The sequence below is a fragment of the Brucella pecoris genome (assembly GCF_006376675.1).
GTDB classification, from domain to species: Bacteria; Pseudomonadota; Alphaproteobacteria; order Rhizobiales; family Rhizobiaceae; genus Brucella; species Brucella pecoris.
In genome coordinates this window covers 101,165-121,588 of record NZ_VEWK01000010.1, presented here as the reverse complement: position 1 = coordinate 121,588, position 20,424 = coordinate 101,165, and the positions used below count along the sequence as shown (strand labels likewise).

The following is a 20,424-nucleotide window of genomic DNA, read 5'->3' as shown; positions in this document are numbered from 1 at the left end:
TTGAATTTTGCAATCAATCATTAACCCCTCCAGTCATCTTTCTGCATTGTCAGAGATTTATCCTGGGTTGGAGGGAACCCGATGGCACCTGACGCGTTCTCTCAGACACCAGTTCGTAAACGGGTTTGTTTTGCGGCGTAATCGTATTGGCCAAAGAATAGGCCTGGCGGGGAGTTTTGGGCGAATTCGCACGTTCGTCCAAGGGGTCTTTGTGGGACTGGCATATCCTTCCACTGAACGCCCAGACGGGCGTGAGTTCAGAACAGGAGAACCAGATGAAGCAGTCATCCATGAGCAGTTCTTCCGCAGTTCCAGCCAATCGCATACCTATGGTTGCGCGCAACCTCCCGGCGCCCGCGGCCTCTTCCCAGTCCATGATCCGCAGCGCAATGTCGGCTCCCTATCTGGAGCGCGAAGAGGAACGAGCCCTTGCCATTCGCTGGAAGGAGCTGAAAGATCAGGACGCACTACACCGCATCACATCCGCCCATATGCGACTGGTTATTTCGATGGCCGGGCGCTTCCGTAAGTTCAAACTACCGATGAACGATCTCATACAGGAAGGTTATGTGGGTCTTCTTGAAGCTGCCGCCCGTTTCGATCCCGAACGGGAAGTGCGTTTCTCGACTTATGCATCGTGGTGGATTCGCGCGTCGATGCAGGACTATATCTTGCGCAACTGGTCCATCGTGCGCGGTGGCACAAGTTCGGCGCAAAAGGCGCTGTTTTTCAATCTGCGGCGGCTTCGTTCGAAACTGGCTCAGTCCGATGACAATATGACCAAGGCCGAGATGTATCGGGAAATTTCCGATCAGTTGGGTGTTTCGACAAACGACGTCGAGATCATGGACAGCCGCCTTTCGGGACCAGACAGTTCTCTATCGGCACCTGTGAACAATGACGAGTCTGGCGCGTCCCGTCGTATGGATTTTCTGGTTGACGATCATCCCCTGCAGGACGAGATCGCCGAAAGTTCCATTGATATGGAGCGCCGCAATCAGTGGCTCAATGTGGCTCTCGACACGCTGAACGAGCGCGAGCTGCACATTATCCGCGAGCGGCGCCTCGATGATGACGGCGTAACGCTTGAAGCGCTGGGTGAAAAGCTCGGCATCTCTAAGGAACGGGTGCGGCAGATCGAAAGCCGGGCAATGGAGAAGCTGAAGATTGCTCTGTTGAGCCAGCATGAACTGGCAGCCTATCAGGCATAGGCTGTTACGACCAAGGCAACACAAGTAGAGGGGCCGAATGGCTCCTTACTTTTGTGGTTCGGTGTTCTTGCCTTCAAGCCGGGACGACCAATCCTCAACCTTGCGGTTTTCGAGGCGACGCACTGCATATCGCTTCCAGCTATCGGCTAGATGCGAAAGCTCCGCCATATTGGCGAGTTCTTCGTAGTTCAGTGTATCGACATAGAGCAGATGCCAGACCCGGTGCAGCGTCCAGTCCGGTGAAAGGCGATCGATGAGTGTCATCGAATCGCCAGTTTCCACATCACCTTCCTCCAGCACACGATAATACCAGCCTGTCCGTCCCGTCTTCTGGACGCGAATGGCCATATCGGCTGTTGCAAAGCGTTCGTTCAGTTTCCAGCAGGGCTGGCGCCCCTGTGAAACCTCAACAAGCGCGCTGCCAAGCCGAAACCTGTCGCCCACGGCAACATTGCGTTCATCGAGACCCGACGTAGAGATGTTTTCGCCGAAAGCACCGCGCAGGTTCAGACGCGGATTGTCACCAATTTCGTCACGCCAGACAGCATAATGGTCATGCGGATAATGATGGAGTGCCTTTTCCGGTCCGCCATGCACTTTCCGGTCGCCTTGAGCGTCGCAGTCCAGCCCTTCAAACGTTACGCGGACTTTGCCGGTAACCGGCTGCTTGTCGATGCCGCTTGGAACGCCGTGCGGCCCGAGAGGTGTGATTTTCCCGGCAAGGACAGAATGGATAAGTGTTTCCATCGTTAAGGCCTACTCGCTGATCAACTTCACGCGGTCGCCGACCGAAACCGTCGCCCCCGCTGACATGGCATTGAGAAGGCGGAACAGTTCCAGCTTGCGGGTGGTGCCCTGCATGCGTGCCGACAGGCTGGCCAGCGTGTCGCCCGGCTTCACTGTCACAACGCGGATGCGCAGCGGCTTGATGGCATTTTGTTCGGCTGGCGACAGCAGACGGAAGGACTGGGTAACCGTCTGCGAAGCAGGCAGAAGCGCGCTGCTGCCTTTCGGTGCCGCCGTCAGGAAGCGATAGACCTTGTTGTTGGCTCCGATGACCACAATGTCGAACTGCCACCGGTCGGCACTGGCGCGCGCGGTCGCGGCAGGCAATCCATTGATGGTGGTGGTCTGAATCGAACTGTCGTCAAGACCGGTCACCCAGCCGGACCGGATATAGTCGGCAAGGTTCGATCCGGCCGGAAGAGATGCGCCGTCGAAACGAATGGCAACCTCACCGGGGCCGCTTGCCATGACGGCATTGGCCGAGTTGTCGATAGTGAAACCAACCGGCGCGCGGAAGGTGACGCCGAGCTTCGGATGGATGAAGGTCTGTTCGCGGACATAACCTTCGTTGGGCGAGTCGCCGTAAAGAAGGCCATCAATTCCATTGAGGAAGGAATCGCGATCGGTCGTGCCGACACCCGGTGCGCCGATGCGGCGTGCATGACCGAGCGCAAGCTGGATGCGCTGCGGTGTTGCCGGGTGGCTTGCAAGAAAGTCGAGACTGGCATCCGTCGCGCCTGAAACCGAACGAAAGCTCTGATAGGCCTCCATCGATTGCAGGAAACGCGCCGAAGCGAACGGATCGTAACCGGCTTCGCCGATCATCTTGATGCCGATGGCATCCGCCTGCAATTCCTGATTGCGCGAGAACTGGGCAAGCCGCAGCTTGCCGCGCAGTGCTTCTTCGCGGCTGGCAGATTCATTATGCAGCACTTCGCTGGCAACACGCCCGGCTATGGCCGTCTCAGCTTCCTTCTCCTGTCGCAGAATGCCATGATTGGCGATGACATGGCCCATTTCGTGGGCAATCACGGCCGCGACTTCGGAAGAGTCGTTTGCGAGCGCGAGCAGGCCGCGCGTGACATAGAGATAGCCGCCCGGCAATGCGAAGGCGTTGATATTGGGACTATCGAGAATGGTGATGCGATAGGTCTGGTCGGGCTTGTCGGTCACTGTCGTCAGCTTGCCGACGATCTTCGCCACCATGCGTTCAAGCCTTTGGTCCTTATATTCACCACCATAGGTCGCGAGGATGCGTGGATGCTGCTGCGCGCCAAGCTGTGCCAGCCGGTCATTGCGCGTTACATTGTCGACCGTCACCGGATTGTCGGAAGGCTGCAGGCCCAGATCCTTGCTGGAATTGATCGACTGGCAACCTGAAATCAAGGCGATCGCAAGCAAGCCAAGACCGATGGCTGGTTTCCGCCAATTGTGCTGCGTCCATTCTGGCAGGGAGATAGGTAGACACAGGAAGGCCCGGGAACGGGTCGATTGACGGAACAGTATTTTATCCTCGCTTCTGAATCAGATTGCATGATCCGAGGCCAAATCTAGCCACAGACCAGAAAGCGTACAAGCCGTACAAGGCCGCACAAGAAATCTGTAGCCGGTTCTTCCGACAGATTGCGAACAAAATATGTCCGCACCCGTAACTCTATTTGAGGTTCGGCACTGAATTCCGTTTTTCGCCGATATAGTGCCGTAGTGCTTCCGGTCCAGTCGGGGAAAGCAGTTTGTTGGCTGGGCCTTGCGCGGAAATCTGTCCGTTATCGAGGAATATAAGCAAGGCGTCGAGATAGAGCGCGTCTTCCGGTGTGTGCGTGACCATCAGCACCGTCATGCCAGTTTCAAGGTGAAGCTCCCTGACCAGATCCAGCATCTGGTGCCGCAGGGCAGGGCCGAGCGAGGCAAAGGCTTCGTCAAGGAGCAGAACCGGGCGCTGGCGTATGAGGGCGCGAGCAATCGCCACGCGCTGACGCTCGCCGCCGGACAAAGCTTCCGGTTTGCGCTGCTCCTTGCCTGCAAGTCCGACGCGCGACAAAGCCTCCGCAATATCGGCGCGGTCTTCCGTGGTCAGCTTCAGGTTCGGCGAACGTCCAAGGCCGACATTCTGTTCGACGCTCAGGTGGGCAAACAGGTTGTTTTCCTGAAACACCATCGAAACCGGCCGCTCCGCCGGGGAAAGTTCACTGACGTCCCTATCACCGATGAAGATACGACCGGATTGCGGAAACTCGAAACCGGCAATCAGGTTGAGAAGTGTCGACTTGCCCGAACCGCTTGGCCCGACAATCGCAGCAATGACACCGCCTTGTATCGTCGCATCGAAATGCATGACGGTTTCACCATAGCTGAAACGAACGTCATCAAGGCGAATTTCGGCAAGGGCGTTCATCGAGGCATTCATAGAGAAGGCTTTTCCTTTCGGGATGCGCGATCTGCGATCATCATCAGTGCGAGGCAAAGCAGCCCGAGAATGAGCGCCAGACCCGCCGCGTCGAATGTGCGATAGCTGCCCATGCGCTGCAAGAGGAGATAGGGCAGGGTCAAAAGTGCGTCGCTGCCGAACAGGGCAATGGTGCCAAGGTCACCGAGCGAGAGCGCCATGGCAAAAGCAAAGGCCATACCGAAAGGTTTGCGGATCGACGGCCAGTCGATGAGCTGGAAACGGTTGAGGCCGTGAATGCCCAGTTGTGCGCAAAGCCGGTTGTGGCGGCTGGCCGCCGTGTCCCATGCGGGGCGCAGCAGACGCACGGCAAAGGGCATGGCCATCGCCGCATTGACGGTGACGACCATGAACGGTGCCATCGCAAACGGATTGGTGAAGTGGCGAAGCAGGATGAACCAGCCAGCGCCGATCACAATGGGCGGCATGACGAGGATCAGGCTGGCGCCTGTATCGAAGATGTTGGAAAGCTTGCGTTCTTTCACTGCTTCACGTGCTGACACAAGCGCAAGTGACAGAATCACCGAGAGGAGTGCTGCGGAAAAACCGAGCGCCAGACTGGTGCCGATCGCGCGCCAGACCGTTCTCTCCGTCAATAGTCGCACGAGATCGGCGGCGAGACCGGAAATGACCACGCCCGCAATCGGCAGTGCGACATAGAGGAAACCTGTTCCGATGATGACGATGTTCGAAATACGTTCAGCCGTAGACGCTTTGCCGTAGCGTCGCAGTGTCGCGGAATGGGTGAAGCCTTCTTCGGATGGGCTACCGGTCAGGCGCAGGGCCAGAAGGACGAGCAATGTCAGTGCAAGCTGCGTGAAGGTGAGGGCGACTGCACGACCCGGATCGAAATCGAAGTGCAGGCTTTGGTAGATCGCGACTTCCAGCGTGGTGGCACGCGGCCCGCCGCCGAGCGTCAGTACGGTTGTGAAACTCGTCACGCAGAGCATGAAAATGAGTCCGATCATGCCCGGCAGATTGCGCCGGATCACGGGCCATTCGATGAGCCGGAAGCGCGCTCCATGACCCATGCCGAGCTGTGCGGAGAGCTTCCAGTAATCGGTTGGTATGGATTCGTATCCTGCCAGAATGAGACGGACCGCAAGCGGCATATTGAAGAAGATATGGGCGATCAGGATGCCTGTGATGCCGTAAATATCCGGTTGGAACGGATGTCCTGCCACTTCGGACAGATGCGCAATGAAACCGTTGCGGCCATAGATGCTGGTGACGCCGAGCACTGCAACGAGTGCAGGTAGAGCAAGCGGCAGGGCAAACAGGCGTAGAATAAGGCCGCGCCCCGGAAAGCTTGCTTCCGCATAAAGCGCGCGGGCGACCGGAACTGCAAACAACACGGAAAGCAAGCTCGAAGCGATTGCCTGCAGGACCGTGAAGCGGGCAACCCGCCACAAATAAGTGTCGAAATTGGCAGCCGCATCGAAACCGCCGCTGCCCGCTTCAAATGCCAGTGCGATAAGCGCACCACCGGCAAGCACGACCAGAAAGACAAGCGCCAACACACCCGCAGCGGGTCTGGCGGCGGATATGCCTTTCGAGCGGTGCTGTGCGGGGAATATCGTCATTTGCTGGTTGCGGCCAGCCATTCATCGACCCATGACTTGCGGTTTTTGGCTACCTCGTCAGAGGGAAAGAGAAGTGTCTTTTCGGGCTTCGGCATCGCGTCGAAAGCGGCTGGAAGGGGGGTGGACGTTTTGCCTGCCGGGTACATCCAGTTGGTTTCGGGAATGACATCCTGGAATCCGGGGCCGGTCATGAAAGCCAGAAATTTTTGCGCCAGAGGGTTTTGGGCACCGGTCGTGGTTTGGGCGGCAAGCTCGATCTGGAGATAATTGCCTTCCGGATAGGTCAGAGCCTTATAGCGCTCCGTCTTTTCCGCGATCATGTGATAGGCGGGAGATGTCGTATAGGACAGTACCATCGGGGCTTCGCCCTTGGTGAAGAGTCCATAGGCTTCCGACCAGCCGGGCGTGACGGTAAGGATGCGCTTCTGCAGTTTTTGCCAGGCCGCTTCCGCCTCATTGCCATAGACCGATTTCATCCAGAGCAGCATGCCGAGACCTGGCGTAGAGGTGCGCGGGTCTTGCAGCACGATCTTCTGCGACGGATCGCCTTCGACCAGTTCCTTCAGGCTCTTTGGAGGATTGGGTAGTTTTTCCGAATCGTAGACCACGGCGAAATAGCCATAATCATAGGGAACGAAGATATCATCCTTGAACCCACCTGGAACGTTCACATTGCTCTGGTCGATACCGCTTGGAGCGAAAAAGCCGGTAGCGCGCGCTTCGGTCGTCAGATTGGTATCGAGACCGAGGACGATGTCGGCTTTGGTATTGCTGCCTTCAAGCTTGAGGCGGTTGAGCAGGGCAACGCCATCGGCGGATGCAATCCAGTCAACTTCGCAGTTGCATTCCTTCTCGAAGTTTTCCTTGACCTTCGGACCCGGACCCCATTCCGAAACGAAGCTGTCATAGGTATAGACAGTGAGCTTGTCTTTCGCCTGTGCCGAAGGCGTGAAAGCGATGGCTGTGGACAATGAAAAAGCCAGCAAAGATAAAAGCCGCATCACGGCACTTCCTTTCTTTTACTACAAGAGGATCGAGCGCCGTTTATGGAGCGTCTAATCCCTCCGCCGGTGCAAACCGGATCAGGTTCAGCGGGTTGGCCGGGAATGCGACCTCTCAGCCATCCGCGAAAGCAGACGGCACCCCGTTAGAGCGGTTGCGACAATAATCCGTGTGTGTGGGAAGGGCAAGGGGAGGTGGGATGCCATAAAGCGGACTTCCGGCGAGGATTTGCCCGTGTTATGAGCGGCTTATGAGCACATTCGTCATTCTCCTCGGCGGCGATCTGGTCGTGACCGATCGCCTGAAACGCCAAATTGCAGGTGCGCGTATTCTCGCAGCCGATAGCGGGATCAGGCATGCCGCCGCTCTCAGTGTCGAACCGGAACTGTGGCTCGGCGATTTCGATTCGACTTCTGCCGAACTGCGCGTGCAATATGGACACGTGCCGCAAAAGACGTTCCCCTCCGCCAAGGACATGACGGACGGAGAGCTGGCCCTTGAGGAAGCGTATATGCGGGGTGCGGATCGCGTGATCCTTTGCGGAGCCTTTGGCGGTCAGCGCACCGACCACACGCTTCTGCACCTGACGATGGCGACGGCGCAGGCCGCAAAAGGGCGGAACGTGCTTCTGTCCAGCGGTTCCGAGGAAGCCTGGCCCCTGCCGCCGGGAGATTATGTTTATGACTTTCCGGACGGAACACCGTTCAGTGTGATTAATTTCAGCACTGTCGAAGGCCTTTCGATCACAAATGCGGAGTGGCCGTTAGATAATGTGACACTACCGTTCGGTTCTTCATGGACGGTGTCTAATGTAGTTCGTGGAACACTTCGTGTTACTGCGCATTCTGGATTGGCGATACTTATCGCCAACTTGGCGATGGAGGAAACACCGCGCTGAGCCCGCTAACCTTATCAATCGAAAGAGCTTGACGCTGGCAGGCGAAACGTATTGTAAATGGGCCAAGCGGGTGTCATCTGCTTTACGCCGAAATTGGGGACGCAAAGTCGGTGATTAGTTCAACTCTTGTAGGAGATGTTTCATGAAATCACGTCTTACGATGATTGCTGTTGCTGGCGTGCTCGCGTTCTCGACCGCTGCGTGCACGACGAACGAACAGCGCACTGCTGGTTACGGTGTTGGTGGTGCTGCGCTCGGCGCTCTCGCCGGTGGCGCAATCGGCGGCAATGGCCGCGGTGCTCTTGCTGGTGCTGCTATCGGCGGCGTTGCCGGTACGCTTCTTGGTGCAGCCCAGACGCGCAATGGCACGCAGTACTGCCGCTATCGTGATCCGTATGGCCGCGTCTACGAAGCGCCTTGCCAGTAATAGCCGGGCCAAGAATATAGCGGCTGATGCATATCAGTTGGAGAACAGGTCGGGGAAACCCGGCCTGTTTGTTTTTCGCAGGTCTTTTCGTACCGTTCCATTTGACAGAACGGCTTTTGTCACGGACAAGCAGGGCGGAATTTTCAACCCAGTTTATCGACGAGAACCATGGCACCACCACTCCTTCGCCTCGACCAGATCAAGCTCACCTTTGGAGGCACACCGCTTCTGGAGGATGCCAGCCTTTCGGTAAGCGAAGGTGATCGCATCGCACTGGTCGGACGTAACGGCTCGGGTAAATCCACTCTGCTCAAGATTGCCGCCGGCATGGTGGAAGCGACATCGGGCGAAGTTTTCAAGCATCCGGGCGCGACCGTTCGCTATCTGCCACAGGTACCGGACATGGATGGCTTTGCCAATGTGCGCGCCTATGTGGAAGCAGGGCTGGGGCCAGCCGATGACCCGCATCGTGTCACCTATCTTCTCGAACACCTCGGTCTGACGGGAGAAGAAAAGCCGGATCATCTGTCGGGTGGCGAGGCGCGGCGTGCCGCTCTGGCACGGGTGATAGCACCGCAGCCCGACGTTCTGCTGCTGGACGAACCGACCAACCATCTGGATCTGACCACTATCGAATGGCTGGAAAGCGAACTGCGCCAGATCCGCTCGGCTATCGTGCTGATCTCGCATGACCGTCGCTTTCTGGAAAATGTCAGCCGGGCGACGGTCTGGCTGGATCGCGGCATTACGCGCCGTCTTGAACAGGGGTTCAGCCATTTCGAGGAATGGCGCGACAAGGTTCTGGAAGAGGAAGAGCGTGATCATCACAAGCTCGGACGCCAGATTGCGCGTGAGGAGCACTGGTTGCGTTACGGCGTCACCGCCCGCCGCAAGCGCAATATGCGCCGTCTCGGCGAACTGCATTCCATGCGCGCTGATTTTCGCAATCATCGCAAAGCGCAGGGGACGGCGGTACTGACCGCCAGCGATTCCAAGGAATCCGGCAAGCTGGTGATCGAAGCCAAGGGACTGAACAAGGCCTATGGCGACCGCGTGCTGGTCAAGGATTTTTCGACACGTGTGCAGCGCGGTGATCGTATCGGCTTCGTCGGTCCGAACGGCGCCGGAAAGACGACGCTTCTGTCGCTTCTGACTGGCAAGCTCGAACCGGATTCAGGAACCTTGCGGCTCGGCGTCAATCTTGAAATGGCCGAACTCGACCAGAAGCGCGAAAGCCTCAACCTGGATGAGACACTGGCGCATTACTTGACGGACGGGCGGGGCGAAAGCCTGGTTGTCAACGGCGAACAGCGGCATGTCGTTTCCTATATGAAAGACTTTCTGTTCCAGCCCGAACAGGCACGTACTCCTATTCGCGAGCTTTCCGGTGGCGAACGTGCCCGGCTGATGCTGGCCCGTGTTTTGGCGCGCCCGGCCAACCTGCTTATCCTCGATGAGCCCACCAACGATCTCGATATGGAAACACTCGATCTGTTGCAGGAGCTGGTCGCAGGTTTTCCCGGAACGGTCATTCTGGTCAGCCATGACCGCGATTTTCTGGATCGCACCGTGACGTCGGTGATTGCGCCGGAAGGGGACGGAAGCTGGCTCGAATATGCAGGCGGCTATGCCGACATGATGGCGCAGCGCAAGGAACAGGCGCTGGCACGCCGCAACGTCAGGACGGCGACTGCCCGCCCTGACGGCAAGGGCGATGACAGTGGGGAGGAGGCTTCCCAGCCGAAGCGTGAGGAAAAACGCAAGCTCTCCTACAAGCAGAAGTTCGCGCTTGAAACGCTGCCAGGCAAGATGGACGCTCTCGGAAAGGAAATCACAACGCTGGAGGGCAAGCTTGCCGATCCGCAGCTTTATGCCAAGGATCCCGCGCTCTTTGCCAAGACCGCTGATCTTCTTGAAAAAAAGCGCTCCGAGAATGCCGTCATGGAGGAAGAATGGCTTGAGTTGGAAATGCTACGAGAGGAAATCGAAGGGTGAAGGCACCCTTCGATGCCTTGAAAGTTAGCCGCTCGCCTTGTTCAGCAACGCAATTTCATCGTTGCTGAGTTTCAGTTCGGCTGCGGCGATCAGTTCGCCGAGCTGGGCAGAGCGTGTGGCGCTGGCGATGGGCGCGGTGATCGATGGCTGCGCTATGAGCCATGCGATTGCAACCTGTGCCGGTGTGACATCGAGATTGCGGGCCACATCATCAAGTGCAGCAATGATCCGCGAGCCACGGTCCGTCAGGTATTTTTCGACCGATTTACCGCGTGCGCTTTGTCCCAGATCATCATCGGAACGATATTTCCCGGTCAGAAACCCTGCCGCGAGCGAATAGTAGGAAATAACTCCAAGCTCATTTTCGCGGCAAATTTTCTCCAGCCCATCTTCGAAATCCGCTCGATCATAGAGATTATAAAGCGGCTGCAGGCTTTCATAGCGCGGCAGATTGTGGGTTCGGGCGACATCCAATGCTTCTGAGAGGCGTTCGGGTGTGAGATTGGATGCACCAATGGCGCGCACCTTTCCTGCGTCGATCAGCTCCTTATAGGTGCCGAGCGTGTCTTCGAACGGTGTTTCGGGGTCGTCCCAGTGCGATTGATAGAGATCGATATAATCTGTCTGCAGCCGTTTGAGGGAGGCGTCGACCGCTTTGCGGATATAGGCCGGAGAGAGCCCCTTTTCGTCAGGGCCCATTTCAGAGCCCACCTTGGTGGCGATGACCACCTTGTCGCGTAGGCCGCGGGATTTCAGCCAATTGCCGATAATGGTTTCGGATTCACCGCCCACATTGCCATTTGCCCATGCGGAATATGCATCCGCTGTGTCGATGAAATTGAATCCCGCATCGACAAAACGATCGAGAAGCGAAAATGATGTCGCTTCATCGACCGTCCATCCAAATACATTGCCGCCGAAGCAAAGCGGCGAAACGTCGAGTTCGGTACGTCCGAGCTTCCTGAACTTCATGGATCCTATCCCCTTCCTCTGGGTGTCTGATCCAAAAGTGCCATGCCTGGCTGCCAATGGTGCTTTCTGCGTTTCCGGTGCTCATGTGCCCTTCTTGACGCATGATCTTATACGAAAAGTCTGCAACTTTTCGGGATCATGCGTGAAAGTACATTACGCTCCGGTTCTCGAAAATCACCAATCTCGCTACGGCCTGACGCTTTTTATTCAGACACTGAACACGAATCGCGGGCGATCCGTTGGGTTTCAATTTCAGGAAGAAGAGGAAAGGCTCCCGGAAGAGCCGAAATCAGCCCATGCCAAGCGCATCCATATAAAGTTGCAGCATGGCTTCTTCTTCCTGACGTTCATGGTCTTCTTTTTTACGCAGACGAATAATGGTCCTCACGACCTTGCTGTCAAACCCCGAGCCCTTCAATTCCGCGTAAACTTCCTTGATATCGTCAGCGATGGTCTTTTTTTCTTCTTCGAGGCGTTCGATGCGCTCGATGAAGGCACGCAACTGGCCAACGGCAATCGTCTGGGCTTCGCTGGTAATGTCGTCGCTCACGAGGAGTTCTCCTATTCAAAGTCTGTGATGATGCGGAAACGCATTACGCGAAAACCGCTTATCGAAAGTCTGGACCGTTTTTCCCGCGAGTCGCAGGCAAAATTAAGAGCCTTTTTCGATGCACGACCTGATTTGATGGGTCAAGCCCTGTGGATAGCGGGTAAAGTGTCTACTGACGGCTCTGTTATTTTCTGCGATCAGCGCGTGAACCAAAATGCTGGACAGTATGGAGGCCGGGCAGCGTATTTATATGGGAGATCATCGGCGCCAGCCTTTCAGCCCACTCTGCCGCCCCCTTGTCATCGGCAATCAGATCCTGCCGCACCTCGATCAGGACATGGGCAAAACCTTTTACTGTCGCGTGCCGGTACATGGCGTCGTTCCTGAGCGCGCCGTCATAGGGCTCGTTGTCGCCGACTGTGAGGCCCGATTCGGCACGCAGCAGCGCCAGGAGCGGGGCAACGGCGCGGTCGTCCTTGTCCCAGAGAAGGCCGATTTGCCAGGGGCGTGCGTTGTTCTTCCAACGCGGCGTGAAGGAATGGATCGCAACGATGAAGGGCGCCGCCCCGCTTTCGACCGCTACGCGCTCGCTCGCTCGCGCAACCGTGTCGTGATAGGGGCGATAAAAGCGTTTAAGGCGCTCCTCGCGTTCACCTGCCGACATTGGATAGTTGCCGGAGATGACCGCACCGTCGGATAGTTGCATGATAAGCGTCGGATCGTCTTCGCCGCGATTGGGATCGATCAGAAGTCGTGAGAATCCGCCGAGAACCGCAGGCGCATTCAGATGGTGGGCGAGTCTGCGTGTCAGATTCTCGACGCCAATATCATAGGCGATGTGCCGGTCGAATTCACTTGTCTGCAAACCAAGCGTGCCATATTCGGCCGGAACATCGCGGCGTGCGTGGTCGGCGGTCAGGAGCAGGCCGAGGCTGAAATCACCGTTGACACTGTGCACCGGCGAGAATGAAATCGAAACATTTGGTCCGGATTGAAGCAGCATAGGGCGAGATCCCGAGGCTAAATTAGGGGATTATTTCTGTGTTGTGCGGGAAGCTGTTTCAGGTCTGTCATGAGAAAGCCCGGATTGCAACGATCATTCTTTGGTCAAGAGTACCTGTTCTCATTGGGATTGCGTTGACATCAAAGGCGAAACTGCCGAAAAGAGAGCGACCCGAAATGGGATTTCTCCGAGATGGGATTTCCCTGTGCAATACAAATTGTTCGATAAAACCGATAGCGGGCTGAAGGGGTTCTGCGTATGCGACTTCCACTATCTCTAGTTTTGTTTGCCGGTGTGCTGATGACTGCGCTGGGCATGACATCCATAGAGGCCCGTGCGGATTTCCGCGTATGTAATGCAACACAGAACCTCGTTGGTGTGTCTATCGGCTACAGAGCCAAGACGGGCTGGGTGACCGAAGGCTGGTGGCACATCGACGGCTCAAGCTGCAAGACCCTCATCGAAGGGCCGCTGACCTCACGCTATTATTATCTCTATGCCGAAGACGCTCAGGGCGGCGGACGCTGGGAGGGCAAGGTCAATATGTGCGTAGCCGAGAAAGAATTCCGTATTACTGGCGTCCAGGATTGCTTCGCGCGGGGTTTCCAGCGCAACGGCTTCCAGGAATACGACACCGGGGAACAATCGAGCTGGATGGTTCAGCTCACCGATGAAACGCCGACAGAAAACCCCACTGTTACAGGAACGAATAGTCAATGAAGCGCAACCGCAAGGTCAAGATTCTCGCCACACTAGGTCCGGCGTCGGGTGAGGAAGCCGTCATCCGCAAGCTGTTCGAGGCAGGCGCGGATGTGTTCCGCATCAATATGAGTCACGCTGACCATGATCTGATGCGCACCCTCGTCAAGCGCATCCGCAATGTGGAAAAGGAACTGGGGCGCCCGATCGGCATCCTGGCCGATCTCCAGGGTCCGAAGCTGCGCGTTGGCAAGTTCAAGGACGGTAAGGCCGATCTCGTTCCCGGCCAGACCTTCACCCTCGACAACAATGAAGCGCTCGGCGACGACACCCGTGTCTATCTTCCGCATCCGGAAATTCTTGAAGCTGTCGAACCGGGTCATCGTCTGCTGATCGACGATGGCAAGCTCCATCTGGTTGCCGAGGCAAGCGATGGCAAGTCGATCCGTTGCAAGGTGATTTCCGGAACGCGGATTTCTGACCGCAAGGGCGTCAGCCTGCCGGATACGACGCTTGGCGTCGGCGCACTGACCGAAAAGGACCGCAAGGATCTCGATGCTGTTCTGAAGGAAGAGATCGACTGGGTTGCGCTTTCCTTCATCCAGCGTCCGGAAGATCTGGCCGAGGTGCGCAAGGTATCGCGCGGCAAGGTCGGCATCATGTCGAAGATCGAGAAGCCGCAGGCTGTAACGCGCCTCGATGAAATCATCGAGCTTTCCGACGCATTGATGGTCGCGCGTGGCGATCTCGGCGTTGAAGTGCCGCTTGAAAGCGTTCCGGGTATCCAGAAGCAGATTACCCGCAAGGCGCGCCGTGCCGGCAAGCCGGTCGTTGTCGCGACGCAGATGCTGGAATCGATGATTACGGCTCCGGTCCCGACCCGCGCTGAAGTGTCCGACGTTGCAACCGCAGTGTTCGAAGGTGCCGACGCGATTATGCTTTCAGCGGAATCGGCCTCGGGCCAATATCCGGTCGAAGCTGTCGCCACCATGAACCGCATCGCCGAGCAGGTGGAAAAGGAACCGACCTATTCGACCATCATCGATGCACAGCGTGCTGCGCCAGAACCAACGGGTGCCGACGCGATTTCACTTGCTGCACGCCAGATCGCAGAAACGCTGAAGCTTTCGGCTATCGTCACCTATACCGCTTCCGGCACGACCGGCCTGCGTGCCGCCCGCGAGCGTCCGCGTACGCCGATCATTGCCCTGTCGCCGGTCGTCGATACCGCACGCAAACTGTCGCTTGTCTGGGGCTTGCATTGCGTGGTCACTGCTGATGCGCATGATCTTGAAGACATGGTCAACCATGCCTGCGAAATCGTCTTCCACGAGGAGTTCGGCAAGGCAGGAGACCGCGTTATCATTACTGCCGGTGTTCCATTTGGTACGCCCGGTGCAACCAACATGCTGCGCATCGCCTATATAGGTCCGGACGGAAAGTCGGGCATTTAAACTGGAGATATTCCGGCCGTGACGGCCTGCAAATGGCGTTGTTTGCGCTTGCCGCGGCTCATGTACCCAAAAGTACATTCCGCTCCGGTTCTCAAACTCCACCATTTTCGGCTCGCCACAGCCGGAATCTCATCCAGTTATGGCTGACGGCATCTAAAGAAACGCGCTCCTTTGGAGCGCGTTTGTTTTGGTCTGGATGAATTTTGAGAATGTTTCGCGCACAGGTGCGAAGCAGCCCTAAGTCCGCGTATCCGTCAGTTCGTCCGCAAGATCATTGAAGTTCTTCTGAGCGTCGCGCATCATCGGGTAGACGATGAGAGCTTGCTCATAGGCTTTCAGTGCCTGTTCCTTCAGACCACGCAGGCGCAAAATGGCCGCCATGCCTGTCAGGGCGCCATAATGGCGCGGCTCCAGCTCCAGCGTACGATTGATGTCGTACATCGCGTGGGCATAGTCTTTTTGCAGGAAATAGACTGTAGCGCGGCGGTTCCAGGCTTCCGCATATTCCGGGTCGAGTGCGATCGCCTCGTTCAGGAAGTCGATAGCAGAAGGATAGCGGCGCTCGAGCATTGCCGCATTGGCCCATTGCATCAGGAGATCGACTGTTGCGCTGCCTGACTGCGACCACAGCGTATTGATCTGTGAAGCGATACGCCGTGCCTTGGCCTCATCCGTTGTGCGACGAAGATCGGCAAAGAGCTTGTCGAGACGCTCTTCTGGCGTCTGTGCTGCGGCTGATGCGGGCTTGTCGGGGGCAGGTTTCTGTTCGCTGTCGGGGCCGGTCTGAACGGGCGTCAGAGGTGCAATAAGCGGTACTTTGCCGGGCGTCACTTCGGCATAAGCCGATGGCATCGTCGTGCCAAGCGACGCGAGCACAGAAAATGAAATCAGACATGCAAAAACGTCCCGCATGCGCATAGATTTTACCATGCGCAGCGAAACGTCAAATGCAAAATCAGAAATAAGATTAGCCCTGACGAGCCTTGTAGCGCGGGGCAGTCTTATTGATGATGTAAACGCGGCCCTTGCGGCGGACCAGCTGGCAGTCGCGATGACGGGCCTTAAGCGCTTTAAGCGAGTTCTTGATCTTCATGTCAATCACCGGTCTTGTTGGCCCGTTGACGTGCAGATGCCGCGGGGCTTCATAAAAACAGGCGCCCGAGGCGCCAATTGGTTACAGGCACTGTTAGATGCCCGAAGGGTTGGCCGAAATACACAAGGTTTCGGGCAAATGTCAACTCCTGAGCCGCAGATTCAGGGCGCCGGAGCTGAAATTCTTGGCGGGTAGCAAAAGATTCATTGGGAATCGACGGGATTCCCGATGAACATTATTTCCCGCTGGCGTGGATGCGCGTCACATGACCCATCTTGCGGCCCGGACGTGCTTCCTTTTTACCGTAAAGATGCAGCACGGCATTCTTTTCGGAGAGAATCGCTGGAACCTTCTCGACATCGTCGCCGATCAGGTTTTCCATCACGCAATCCGAATGTCGGTCGGTGTTGCCCAAGGGCAATCCGGTGATGGCGCGGATGTGTTGCTCGAACTGTGAAATGGCGCAGGCCGCTTCCGTCCAGTGGCCCGAATTATGGACACGCGGGGCAAATTCGTTTGCCAGCAGCGTGCCGTCCTTCAGGACGAAGAATTCAAGTCCGAGCACGCCGACATAATCAAGCGCGTTCAGAAGCTTCGTAGCGGCCTTGCGGGCTTCTTCCGCCGCGCGCTCGGAAATGGCAGCCGGTACCGTTGAGGTCGCCAGGATGCCGTCCTTGTGCACGTTCTCGGCAATATCGAAAATGGCAACATTGCCTGCCTGGTCGCGCGCTGCGATCACCGAGACTTCGCGCTCGAAATCGATGAAACCTTCGAGGATTGCCGGGGCGCGGTTGATGGCGAGAATTGCCTTGTGGGCTTCGGACTCATCAAGTGATGTCAGGCGGACCTGTCCCTTGCCGTCATAACCGAGACGCCGCGTCTTGAGAATGCCGCGCTCGCCAAGTGCGGCCAGAGCCGCGATCAGGGTTTCTTCGTCGTCCACAAGGCGCCAGGGCGCCGTCGCGATGTCGCTGGAGTTGAGAAACTGCTTTTCCGTAAAGCGATCCTGCGAGACTTCGAGCGCTGCCGGGGGAGGAAAGACCAGAGCGGTTTCGGCAAGTCGATCTGCGGCACTGACGGGCACGTTCTCGAATTCGTAGGTAATGACGTCGGACACTGTAGCAAGTTCTGCAAGCGCGTTCGAATCGTCATAGGCAGCGACGATCTGGCGATTAGCGACCTGTGCTGCCGGGCAATCGGCCTGCGGTTCCAGGATCACGGTTTCAAAGCCGAGACGCGCTGCGGCCATGGCAAGCATTCTGCCAAGTTGTCCGCCGCCGATAATGCCGATGGTTGCACCGGGCTTCAGTACAGAATTTTTCATATCAGGCCTCGTTCGAAGGGCGCTCGGCCACGCTTTCCGTTTGCGCCTTGCGCCACTCGTCGAGGCGGGCGGCCAGCGCTTCGTCATAAAGCGCCAGAACGGCTGCGGCGAGGAGGGCGGCATTGACCGCGCCAGCGCGGCCAATAGCCAGCGTGCCGACAGGAATACCTGCTGGCATTTGCACGATGGAGAGGAGTGAATCCTGGCCTGAAAGTGCCTTGGACTGGACCGGAACACCGAAAACAGGCAGCGGGGTCATGGCAGCGGCCATGCCCGGCAGGTGAGCTGCGCCACCTGCGCCTGCGATGACGACCTTGAACCCTTCCGCCTTGGCGCCTTTGGCAAAGGCAACGAGCCGATCAGGCGTGCGATGCGCGGAAACGATCCGGGCATCGAAGGAAATGCCGAGTGCTTCCAGTGTGTCTGCTGCATGGCGCATGGTCTCCCAGTCGGACTGGCTTCCCATGATGATGGCGACATCGGCAGTAACGCTCATTGATCTTCCTGCTCCGCTTCTTTCATATGCGTTTGGGGATAATGCTAAAATGATAAAGCCGGGCGAACCCCGGCTCTGTCATGGATTATTCTGGACATTCAGGCGATGATGTCGGGGATTACCTGATCTTCCATCTCCTGCAGCTTGTCCTTGATTGCGAGTTTTTTCTTCTTCATGCGCTGGACGCGCAATTGGTCGCAGCCAACCGCTATCATGGCGTTGATGGCAGCATCGAAGTCCGCGTGTTCCTGTTTCAGTCGTGCGACGGCCAATCTGATTTCGGCCTGTTCCTGATCGGACATGCGGTGCCCCGTTCTGTTGAATAATTTTACGGGCCGCGCCAAACCATAAAAAGGTGCGGCGTCAGCCCGTTTCTGGCGAAGCCCTTATCACATTTTTCGCGTCAGGAAAATGCTACCATGACAAAATCGACTTTGCATCAAACTCGTGCCAAACTGTCATGGTTCTGTCATGGATAGCGGCTGTCGAAGGCGACAACAATACAGCGTCCCTGGCAGCCGGGACTGCGTGTTTGGCCCGGAATACAGGAGGTGTGCCGGGCGTTCATGCAGGTTGAATGGCGGGATAGCGGACAAACGGGCAAACGAGGTCCGCGCTGTTCCGTAAATCAGGGAAATCAACCAAAGGAGATCTGATGATGGCTATCGAGTCCCATCTTGCCACGCTCGAAAAGAAGCACGGCGCTCTGGAGCAGGAAATTTCCGAAGCTATAGCGTCACCGGCAATGGACGACCTGCACGTTGCATCTCTCAAGCGCAAGAAGCTTATGCTTAAGGACCAGATCGAAAAACTGAGATCCCAGGTAACACGTCACTAACAGGGAAGCCGCACTTAGAGCGCCGCGCGTCCTTATGGACGCATAAAGGACGCTCTAACCTATTGAATCTACGCATCGCGCTTTCCGAAAGTCGATTCCGATTTTCGGGCCGATGCTGTAGATCGCGGTTCGATAAGGTGTATCAAGCCAAAGACATCGGCTGTTGAAAGGTTCTCGCGAGCCTGAATTACTGCGTCGTGGTTATGATGCCGGATTGTCGTATTGGCGGCTGTGCCACAGCCGCCGAACATATTGATTCAACTATTTAATTGGCTTTATTTATCGGCGTCATTTTCAGCGCCCGTCACCCTTCCGTCTCAGCTCTTGGATCGAGGTTCAGCGCTTCCGGTGTTGCACCACGTTCCGAAGGCATGCTCTTGAACTGGTCCTTCTCTTCTTTCGGAATGGAAGCACGCTTGCGGGAACGGAACAATGCATAGCCGGTGATGGAAATATGGGCGAGCATGGTGATGGCGAAGAGACCGGATGGCCAGAAAATATCCATGGCCACAGCCGCCAGCAACGGTCCGAGCATCGTGCCGAAGCCATAAAGCAACAGAAGCCCGCTCGATACTTTCACAAAGCTTTCCGACGTCGCATGATCGTTCGCGTGAGCGACGGCAACGGGATAAAGCGCATAGGCAAGCGCGCCATAACAGCCGGTCATCGTGATGATGACGGGGCCGCTGGAAGGGGCGACCAGAAAGGCGATAAGGCCGACCAGTGCCGCCAGCGCCGCAACGCTTGCCAGTACGAAACGCCGATCGACCAGATCGGATATGCGTCCGATCGGAATCTGCATCAAGGCGCCTGCTGCGATGGTGACACTGACCATCAAGGCGATTTCGGTGGTCGATATGCCGGATTTCGCGCCGAAGACGGCTCCGAGCGTACCCCAGGCTCCGTTGGCGATGCCGATCAGAATACAACCCACAAAAGCCGCGGGTGAGTTATTATAGAGCGCCTTGAGATCGAGCTGCACTTCCGTCAGCGGCTTGGGGCTGACAGCCGTAGAGATCGCAGTCGGAATGAGAGCCAGACAGAAGAAGATGCCGCTGATCATGAACAGATGATCGGAGTGCACGTCTCCCGCTGCAACCAGCATCTGGCCGGACATGGTCGCCCCATAATTGACCATCATATACATGCCGAAAATCTTGCCGCGCGATTCATTGGTCGCACGCTCATTCAGCCAGCTTTCGATAACCATGAAAGCGCCCGCCATGGAAAAACCGGTGAAGGCGCGCAGGATCACCCAGATCGTCGCATCCACGAAGATGCCGGAAAGCAGGGCGATGATCGCCGCCGATGCGGCAAAGCAGCCGAACGCCCTCACGTGGCCGACGCGACGCACGAGGCGCGGCGCAAACAGACAGCCCGCAACGAAGCCGCCTGCCCATGTCGTGCCGAGCATGCCGAGCGATGCGACCGAAAAGCCTTCGGCGCCGCCGCGCAATGGCAACAGAAGGCCATGAAGGCCCGAAGCGATGAGGAGAAAGGCTGTGCCGCAGAGAAGGGCCAGAACCTGAATGTAAATGCGCAAAATTCTATTCCCGAAATCTGAAACTGGACCGTCAGTACGCAGGTTTATGAGTGGTCGGTGCGATCAATGACTATTGTTCCCAAACGTTTGGTCCGCGATTGGTT

General features: G+C 57.0%; 21 protein-coding genes and 1 riboswitch. Of the genes, 7 read left to right on the top strand and 14 right to left on the bottom strand.

Features of this window, described 5'->3' with window-relative positions; translation table 11 throughout:
• The first annotated feature begins 275 nt into the window (after positions 1–275).
• Positions 276–1,211 (top strand): RNA polymerase factor sigma-32, encoded by a 936-nt coding sequence (locus FIB18_RS17840; RefSeq protein ID WP_140021983.1) that lies wholly within the window; start codon positions 276–278, stop codon positions 1,209–1,211.
• Positions 1,212–1,256: 45 nt separating this feature from the next.
• On the opposite strand, the gene FIB18_RS17835 is transcribed toward FIB18_RS17840, so the two are convergent.
• The 5 genes from FIB18_RS17835 to thiB form a co-directional block, all read right to left on the bottom strand.
• The gene (locus FIB18_RS17835; RefSeq protein ID WP_140021982.1) at positions 1,257–1,958 is read right to left on the bottom strand and encodes an MOSC domain-containing protein; all 702 of its coding nucleotides are present in this window, start codon (positions 1,956–1,958) and stop codon (positions 1,257–1,259) included.
• 9 nt (positions 1,959–1,967) lie between these two features.
• Entirely contained in the window at positions 1,968–3,449 is a 1,482-nt protein-coding gene (gene cdlP / locus FIB18_RS17830; RefSeq protein WP_140021981.1) for a cell division protease CdlP, read from the bottom strand.
• 202 nt (positions 3,450–3,651) lie between these two features.
• A complete protein-coding gene (gene thiQ / locus FIB18_RS17825; RefSeq protein ID WP_140022064.1) occupies positions 3,652–4,392 on the bottom strand; it encodes a thiamine ABC transporter ATP-binding protein in 741 nt (246 codons plus the stop codon).
• A gap of 8 nt (positions 4,393–4,400) precedes the next feature.
• Positions 4,401–6,026: a thiamine/thiamine pyrophosphate ABC transporter permease ThiP gene (gene thiP / locus FIB18_RS17820; protein ID WP_140022063.1), complete on the bottom strand. Its 1,626-nt coding sequence runs from the start codon at positions 6,024–6,026 to the stop codon at positions 4,401–4,403.
• On the bottom strand, positions 6,023–7,027 hold the full coding sequence (thiB, locus tag FIB18_RS17815; protein WP_140021980.1) for a thiamine ABC transporter substrate binding subunit: 1,005 nt from the start codon (positions 7,025–7,027) through the stop codon (positions 6,023–6,025). The genes thiP and thiB overlap by 4 nt, the downstream gene beginning before the upstream one ends.
• Positions 7,028–7,068: 41 nt before the next feature.
• Positions 7,069–7,183: riboswitch (TPP riboswitch) on the bottom strand.
• A gap of 95 nt (positions 7,184–7,278) precedes the next feature.
• Between thiB and FIB18_RS17810 the strand changes: the two genes are divergently transcribed.
• From FIB18_RS17810 to FIB18_RS17795, 3 genes are all read left to right on the top strand, one after another.
• Complete coding sequence (locus FIB18_RS17810) at positions 7,279–7,926, top strand: thiamine diphosphokinase (protein ID WP_140021979.1); 648 nt, start codon at positions 7,279–7,281, stop codon at positions 7,924–7,926.
• Between the two features lie 142 nt (positions 7,927–8,068).
• Positions 8,069–8,353, top strand: coding sequence for a hypothetical protein (locus FIB18_RS17805; RefSeq protein ID WP_010661429.1), 285 nt, complete (start codon positions 8,069–8,071; stop codon positions 8,351–8,353).
• A 168-nt stretch (positions 8,354–8,521) separates the two neighbouring features.
• On the top strand, positions 8,522–10,348 hold the full coding sequence (locus FIB18_RS17795; protein ID WP_140021978.1) for an ABC-F family ATP-binding cassette domain-containing protein: 1,827 nt from the start codon (positions 8,522–8,524) through the stop codon (positions 10,346–10,348).
• 24 nt (positions 10,349–10,372) lie between these two features.
• Here the strand turns inward: FIB18_RS17795 and FIB18_RS17790 are convergent, their stop codons facing one another.
• The 3 genes from FIB18_RS17790 to FIB18_RS17775 all read right to left on the bottom strand — a co-directional run bounded on the left by FIB18_RS17790 (position 10,373) and on the right by FIB18_RS17775 (position 12,873).
• Positions 10,373–11,320, bottom strand: coding sequence for an aldo/keto reductase (locus FIB18_RS17790; RefSeq protein ID WP_140021977.1), 948 nt, complete (start codon positions 11,318–11,320; stop codon positions 10,373–10,375).
• A gap of 289 nt (positions 11,321–11,609) precedes the next feature.
• Complete coding sequence (locus tag FIB18_RS17785) at positions 11,610–11,870, bottom strand: DUF2312 domain-containing protein (RefSeq protein ID WP_061348000.1); 261 nt, start codon at positions 11,868–11,870, stop codon at positions 11,610–11,612.
• A gap of 184 nt (positions 11,871–12,054) precedes the next feature.
• Entirely contained in the window at positions 12,055–12,873 is an 819-nt protein-coding gene (locus tag FIB18_RS17775; RefSeq protein ID WP_140021976.1) for an N-formylglutamate amidohydrolase, read from the bottom strand.
• A gap of 258 nt (positions 12,874–13,131) precedes the next feature.
• Between FIB18_RS17775 and FIB18_RS17770 the strand changes: the two genes are divergently transcribed.
• Positions 13,132–13,593: a DUF1036 domain-containing protein gene (locus FIB18_RS17770; RefSeq protein WP_061348002.1), complete on the top strand. Its 462-nt coding sequence runs from the start codon at positions 13,132–13,134 to the stop codon at positions 13,591–13,593.
• Complete coding sequence (pyk, locus tag FIB18_RS17765) at positions 13,590–15,026, top strand: pyruvate kinase (protein ID WP_140021975.1); 1,437 nt, start codon at positions 13,590–13,592, stop codon at positions 15,024–15,026. The genes FIB18_RS17770 and pyk overlap by 4 nt, the downstream gene beginning before the upstream one ends.
• Before the next feature lie 237 nt (positions 15,027–15,263).
• Here pyk and FIB18_RS17760 read toward each other — a convergent pair whose 3' ends face one another.
• The 5 genes from FIB18_RS17760 to FIB18_RS17735 all read right to left on the bottom strand — a co-directional run bounded on the left by FIB18_RS17760 (position 15,264) and on the right by FIB18_RS17735 (position 18,241).
• On the bottom strand, positions 15,264–15,956 hold the full coding sequence (locus tag FIB18_RS17760) for a tetratricopeptide repeat protein (protein ID WP_140021974.1): 693 nt from the start codon (positions 15,954–15,956) through the stop codon (positions 15,264–15,266).
• 37 nt (positions 15,957–15,993) lie between these two features.
• A complete protein-coding gene (gene ykgO, locus FIB18_RS17755; protein ID WP_006467766.1) occupies positions 15,994–16,119 on the bottom strand; it encodes a type B 50S ribosomal protein L36 in 126 nt (41 codons plus the stop codon).
• Positions 16,120–16,354: 235 nt separating this feature from the next.
• A complete protein-coding gene (locus FIB18_RS17745; protein ID WP_140021972.1) occupies positions 16,355–17,443 on the bottom strand; it encodes a 5-(carboxyamino)imidazole ribonucleotide synthase in 1,089 nt (362 codons plus the stop codon).
• 1 nt (position 17,444) lies between these two features.
• Positions 17,445–17,939 (bottom strand): 5-(carboxyamino)imidazole ribonucleotide mutase, encoded by a 495-nt coding sequence (gene purE, locus FIB18_RS17740; protein ID WP_140021971.1) that lies wholly within the window; start codon positions 17,937–17,939, stop codon positions 17,445–17,447.
• 98 nt (positions 17,940–18,037) lie between these two features.
• Positions 18,038–18,241: a YdcH family protein gene (locus FIB18_RS17735; RefSeq protein ID WP_078339590.1), complete on the bottom strand. Its 204-nt coding sequence runs from the start codon at positions 18,239–18,241 to the stop codon at positions 18,038–18,040.
• Positions 18,242–18,594: 353 nt separating this feature from the next.
• Between FIB18_RS17735 and FIB18_RS17730 the strand changes: the two genes are divergently transcribed.
• Positions 18,595–18,777: a YdcH family protein gene (locus tag FIB18_RS17730; protein WP_012091308.1), complete on the top strand. Its 183-nt coding sequence runs from the start codon at positions 18,595–18,597 to the stop codon at positions 18,775–18,777.
• 304 nt (positions 18,778–19,081) lie between these two features.
• Here FIB18_RS17730 and FIB18_RS17725 read toward each other — a convergent pair whose 3' ends face one another.
• The gene (locus FIB18_RS17725; protein WP_140021970.1) at positions 19,082–20,320 is read right to left on the bottom strand and encodes an MFS transporter; all 1,239 of its coding nucleotides are present in this window, start codon (positions 20,318–20,320) and stop codon (positions 19,082–19,084) included.
• Positions 20,321–20,424: the final 104 nt, after the last annotated feature.

Coding starts and splice junctions, on each gene's coding strand:
- FIB18_RS17790 (WP_140021977.1), bottom strand. CDS start 11,320: ATGAAGTTCAGGAAGCTCGGACGTACCGAACTCGACGTTTCGCCGCTT.
- FIB18_RS17840 (WP_140021983.1), top strand. CDS start 276: ATGAAGCAGTCATCCATGAGCAGTTCTTCCGCAGTTCCAGCCAATCGC.
- thiP (WP_140022063.1), bottom strand. CDS start 6,026: ATGACGATATTCCCCGCACAGCACCGCTCGAAAGGCATATCCGCCGCC.
- FIB18_RS17735 (WP_078339590.1), bottom strand. CDS start 18,241: ATGTCCGATCAGGAACAGGCCGAAATCAGATTGGCCGTCGCACGACTG.
- pyk (WP_140021975.1), top strand. CDS start 13,590: ATGAAGCGCAACCGCAAGGTCAAGATTCTCGCCACACTAGGTCCGGCG.
- FIB18_RS17770 (WP_061348002.1), top strand. CDS start 13,132: ATGCGACTTCCACTATCTCTAGTTTTGTTTGCCGGTGTGCTGATGACT.
- FIB18_RS17745 (WP_140021972.1), bottom strand. CDS start 17,443: ATGAAAAATTCTGTACTGAAGCCCGGTGCAACCATCGGCATTATCGGC.
- FIB18_RS17775 (WP_140021976.1), bottom strand. CDS start 12,873: ATGCTGCTTCAATCCGGACCAAATGTTTCGATTTCATTCTCGCCGGTG.
- thiQ (WP_140022064.1), bottom strand. CDS start 4,392: ATGAACGCCCTTGCCGAAATTCGCCTTGATGACGTTCGTTTCAGCTAT.
- FIB18_RS17805 (WP_010661429.1), top strand. CDS start 8,069: ATGAAATCACGTCTTACGATGATTGCTGTTGCTGGCGTGCTCGCGTTC.
- FIB18_RS17730 (WP_012091308.1), top strand. CDS start 18,595: ATGATGGCTATCGAGTCCCATCTTGCCACGCTCGAAAAGAAGCACGGC.
- FIB18_RS17795 (WP_140021978.1), top strand. CDS start 8,522: ATGGCACCACCACTCCTTCGCCTCGACCAGATCAAGCTCACCTTTGGA.
- FIB18_RS17810 (WP_140021979.1), top strand. CDS start 7,279: ATGAGCACATTCGTCATTCTCCTCGGCGGCGATCTGGTCGTGACCGAT.
- FIB18_RS17760 (WP_140021974.1), bottom strand. CDS start 15,956: ATGGTAAAATCTATGCGCATGCGGGACGTTTTTGCATGTCTGATTTCA.
- ykgO (WP_006467766.1), bottom strand. CDS start 16,119: ATGAAGATCAAGAACTCGCTTAAAGCGCTTAAGGCCCGTCATCGCGAC.
- thiB (WP_140021980.1), bottom strand. CDS start 7,027: ATGCGGCTTTTATCTTTGCTGGCTTTTTCATTGTCCACAGCCATCGCT.
- FIB18_RS17835 (WP_140021982.1), bottom strand. CDS start 1,958: ATGGAAACACTTATCCATTCTGTCCTTGCCGGGAAAATCACACCTCTC.
- purE (WP_140021971.1), bottom strand. CDS start 17,939: ATGAGCGTTACTGCCGATGTCGCCATCATCATGGGAAGCCAGTCCGAC.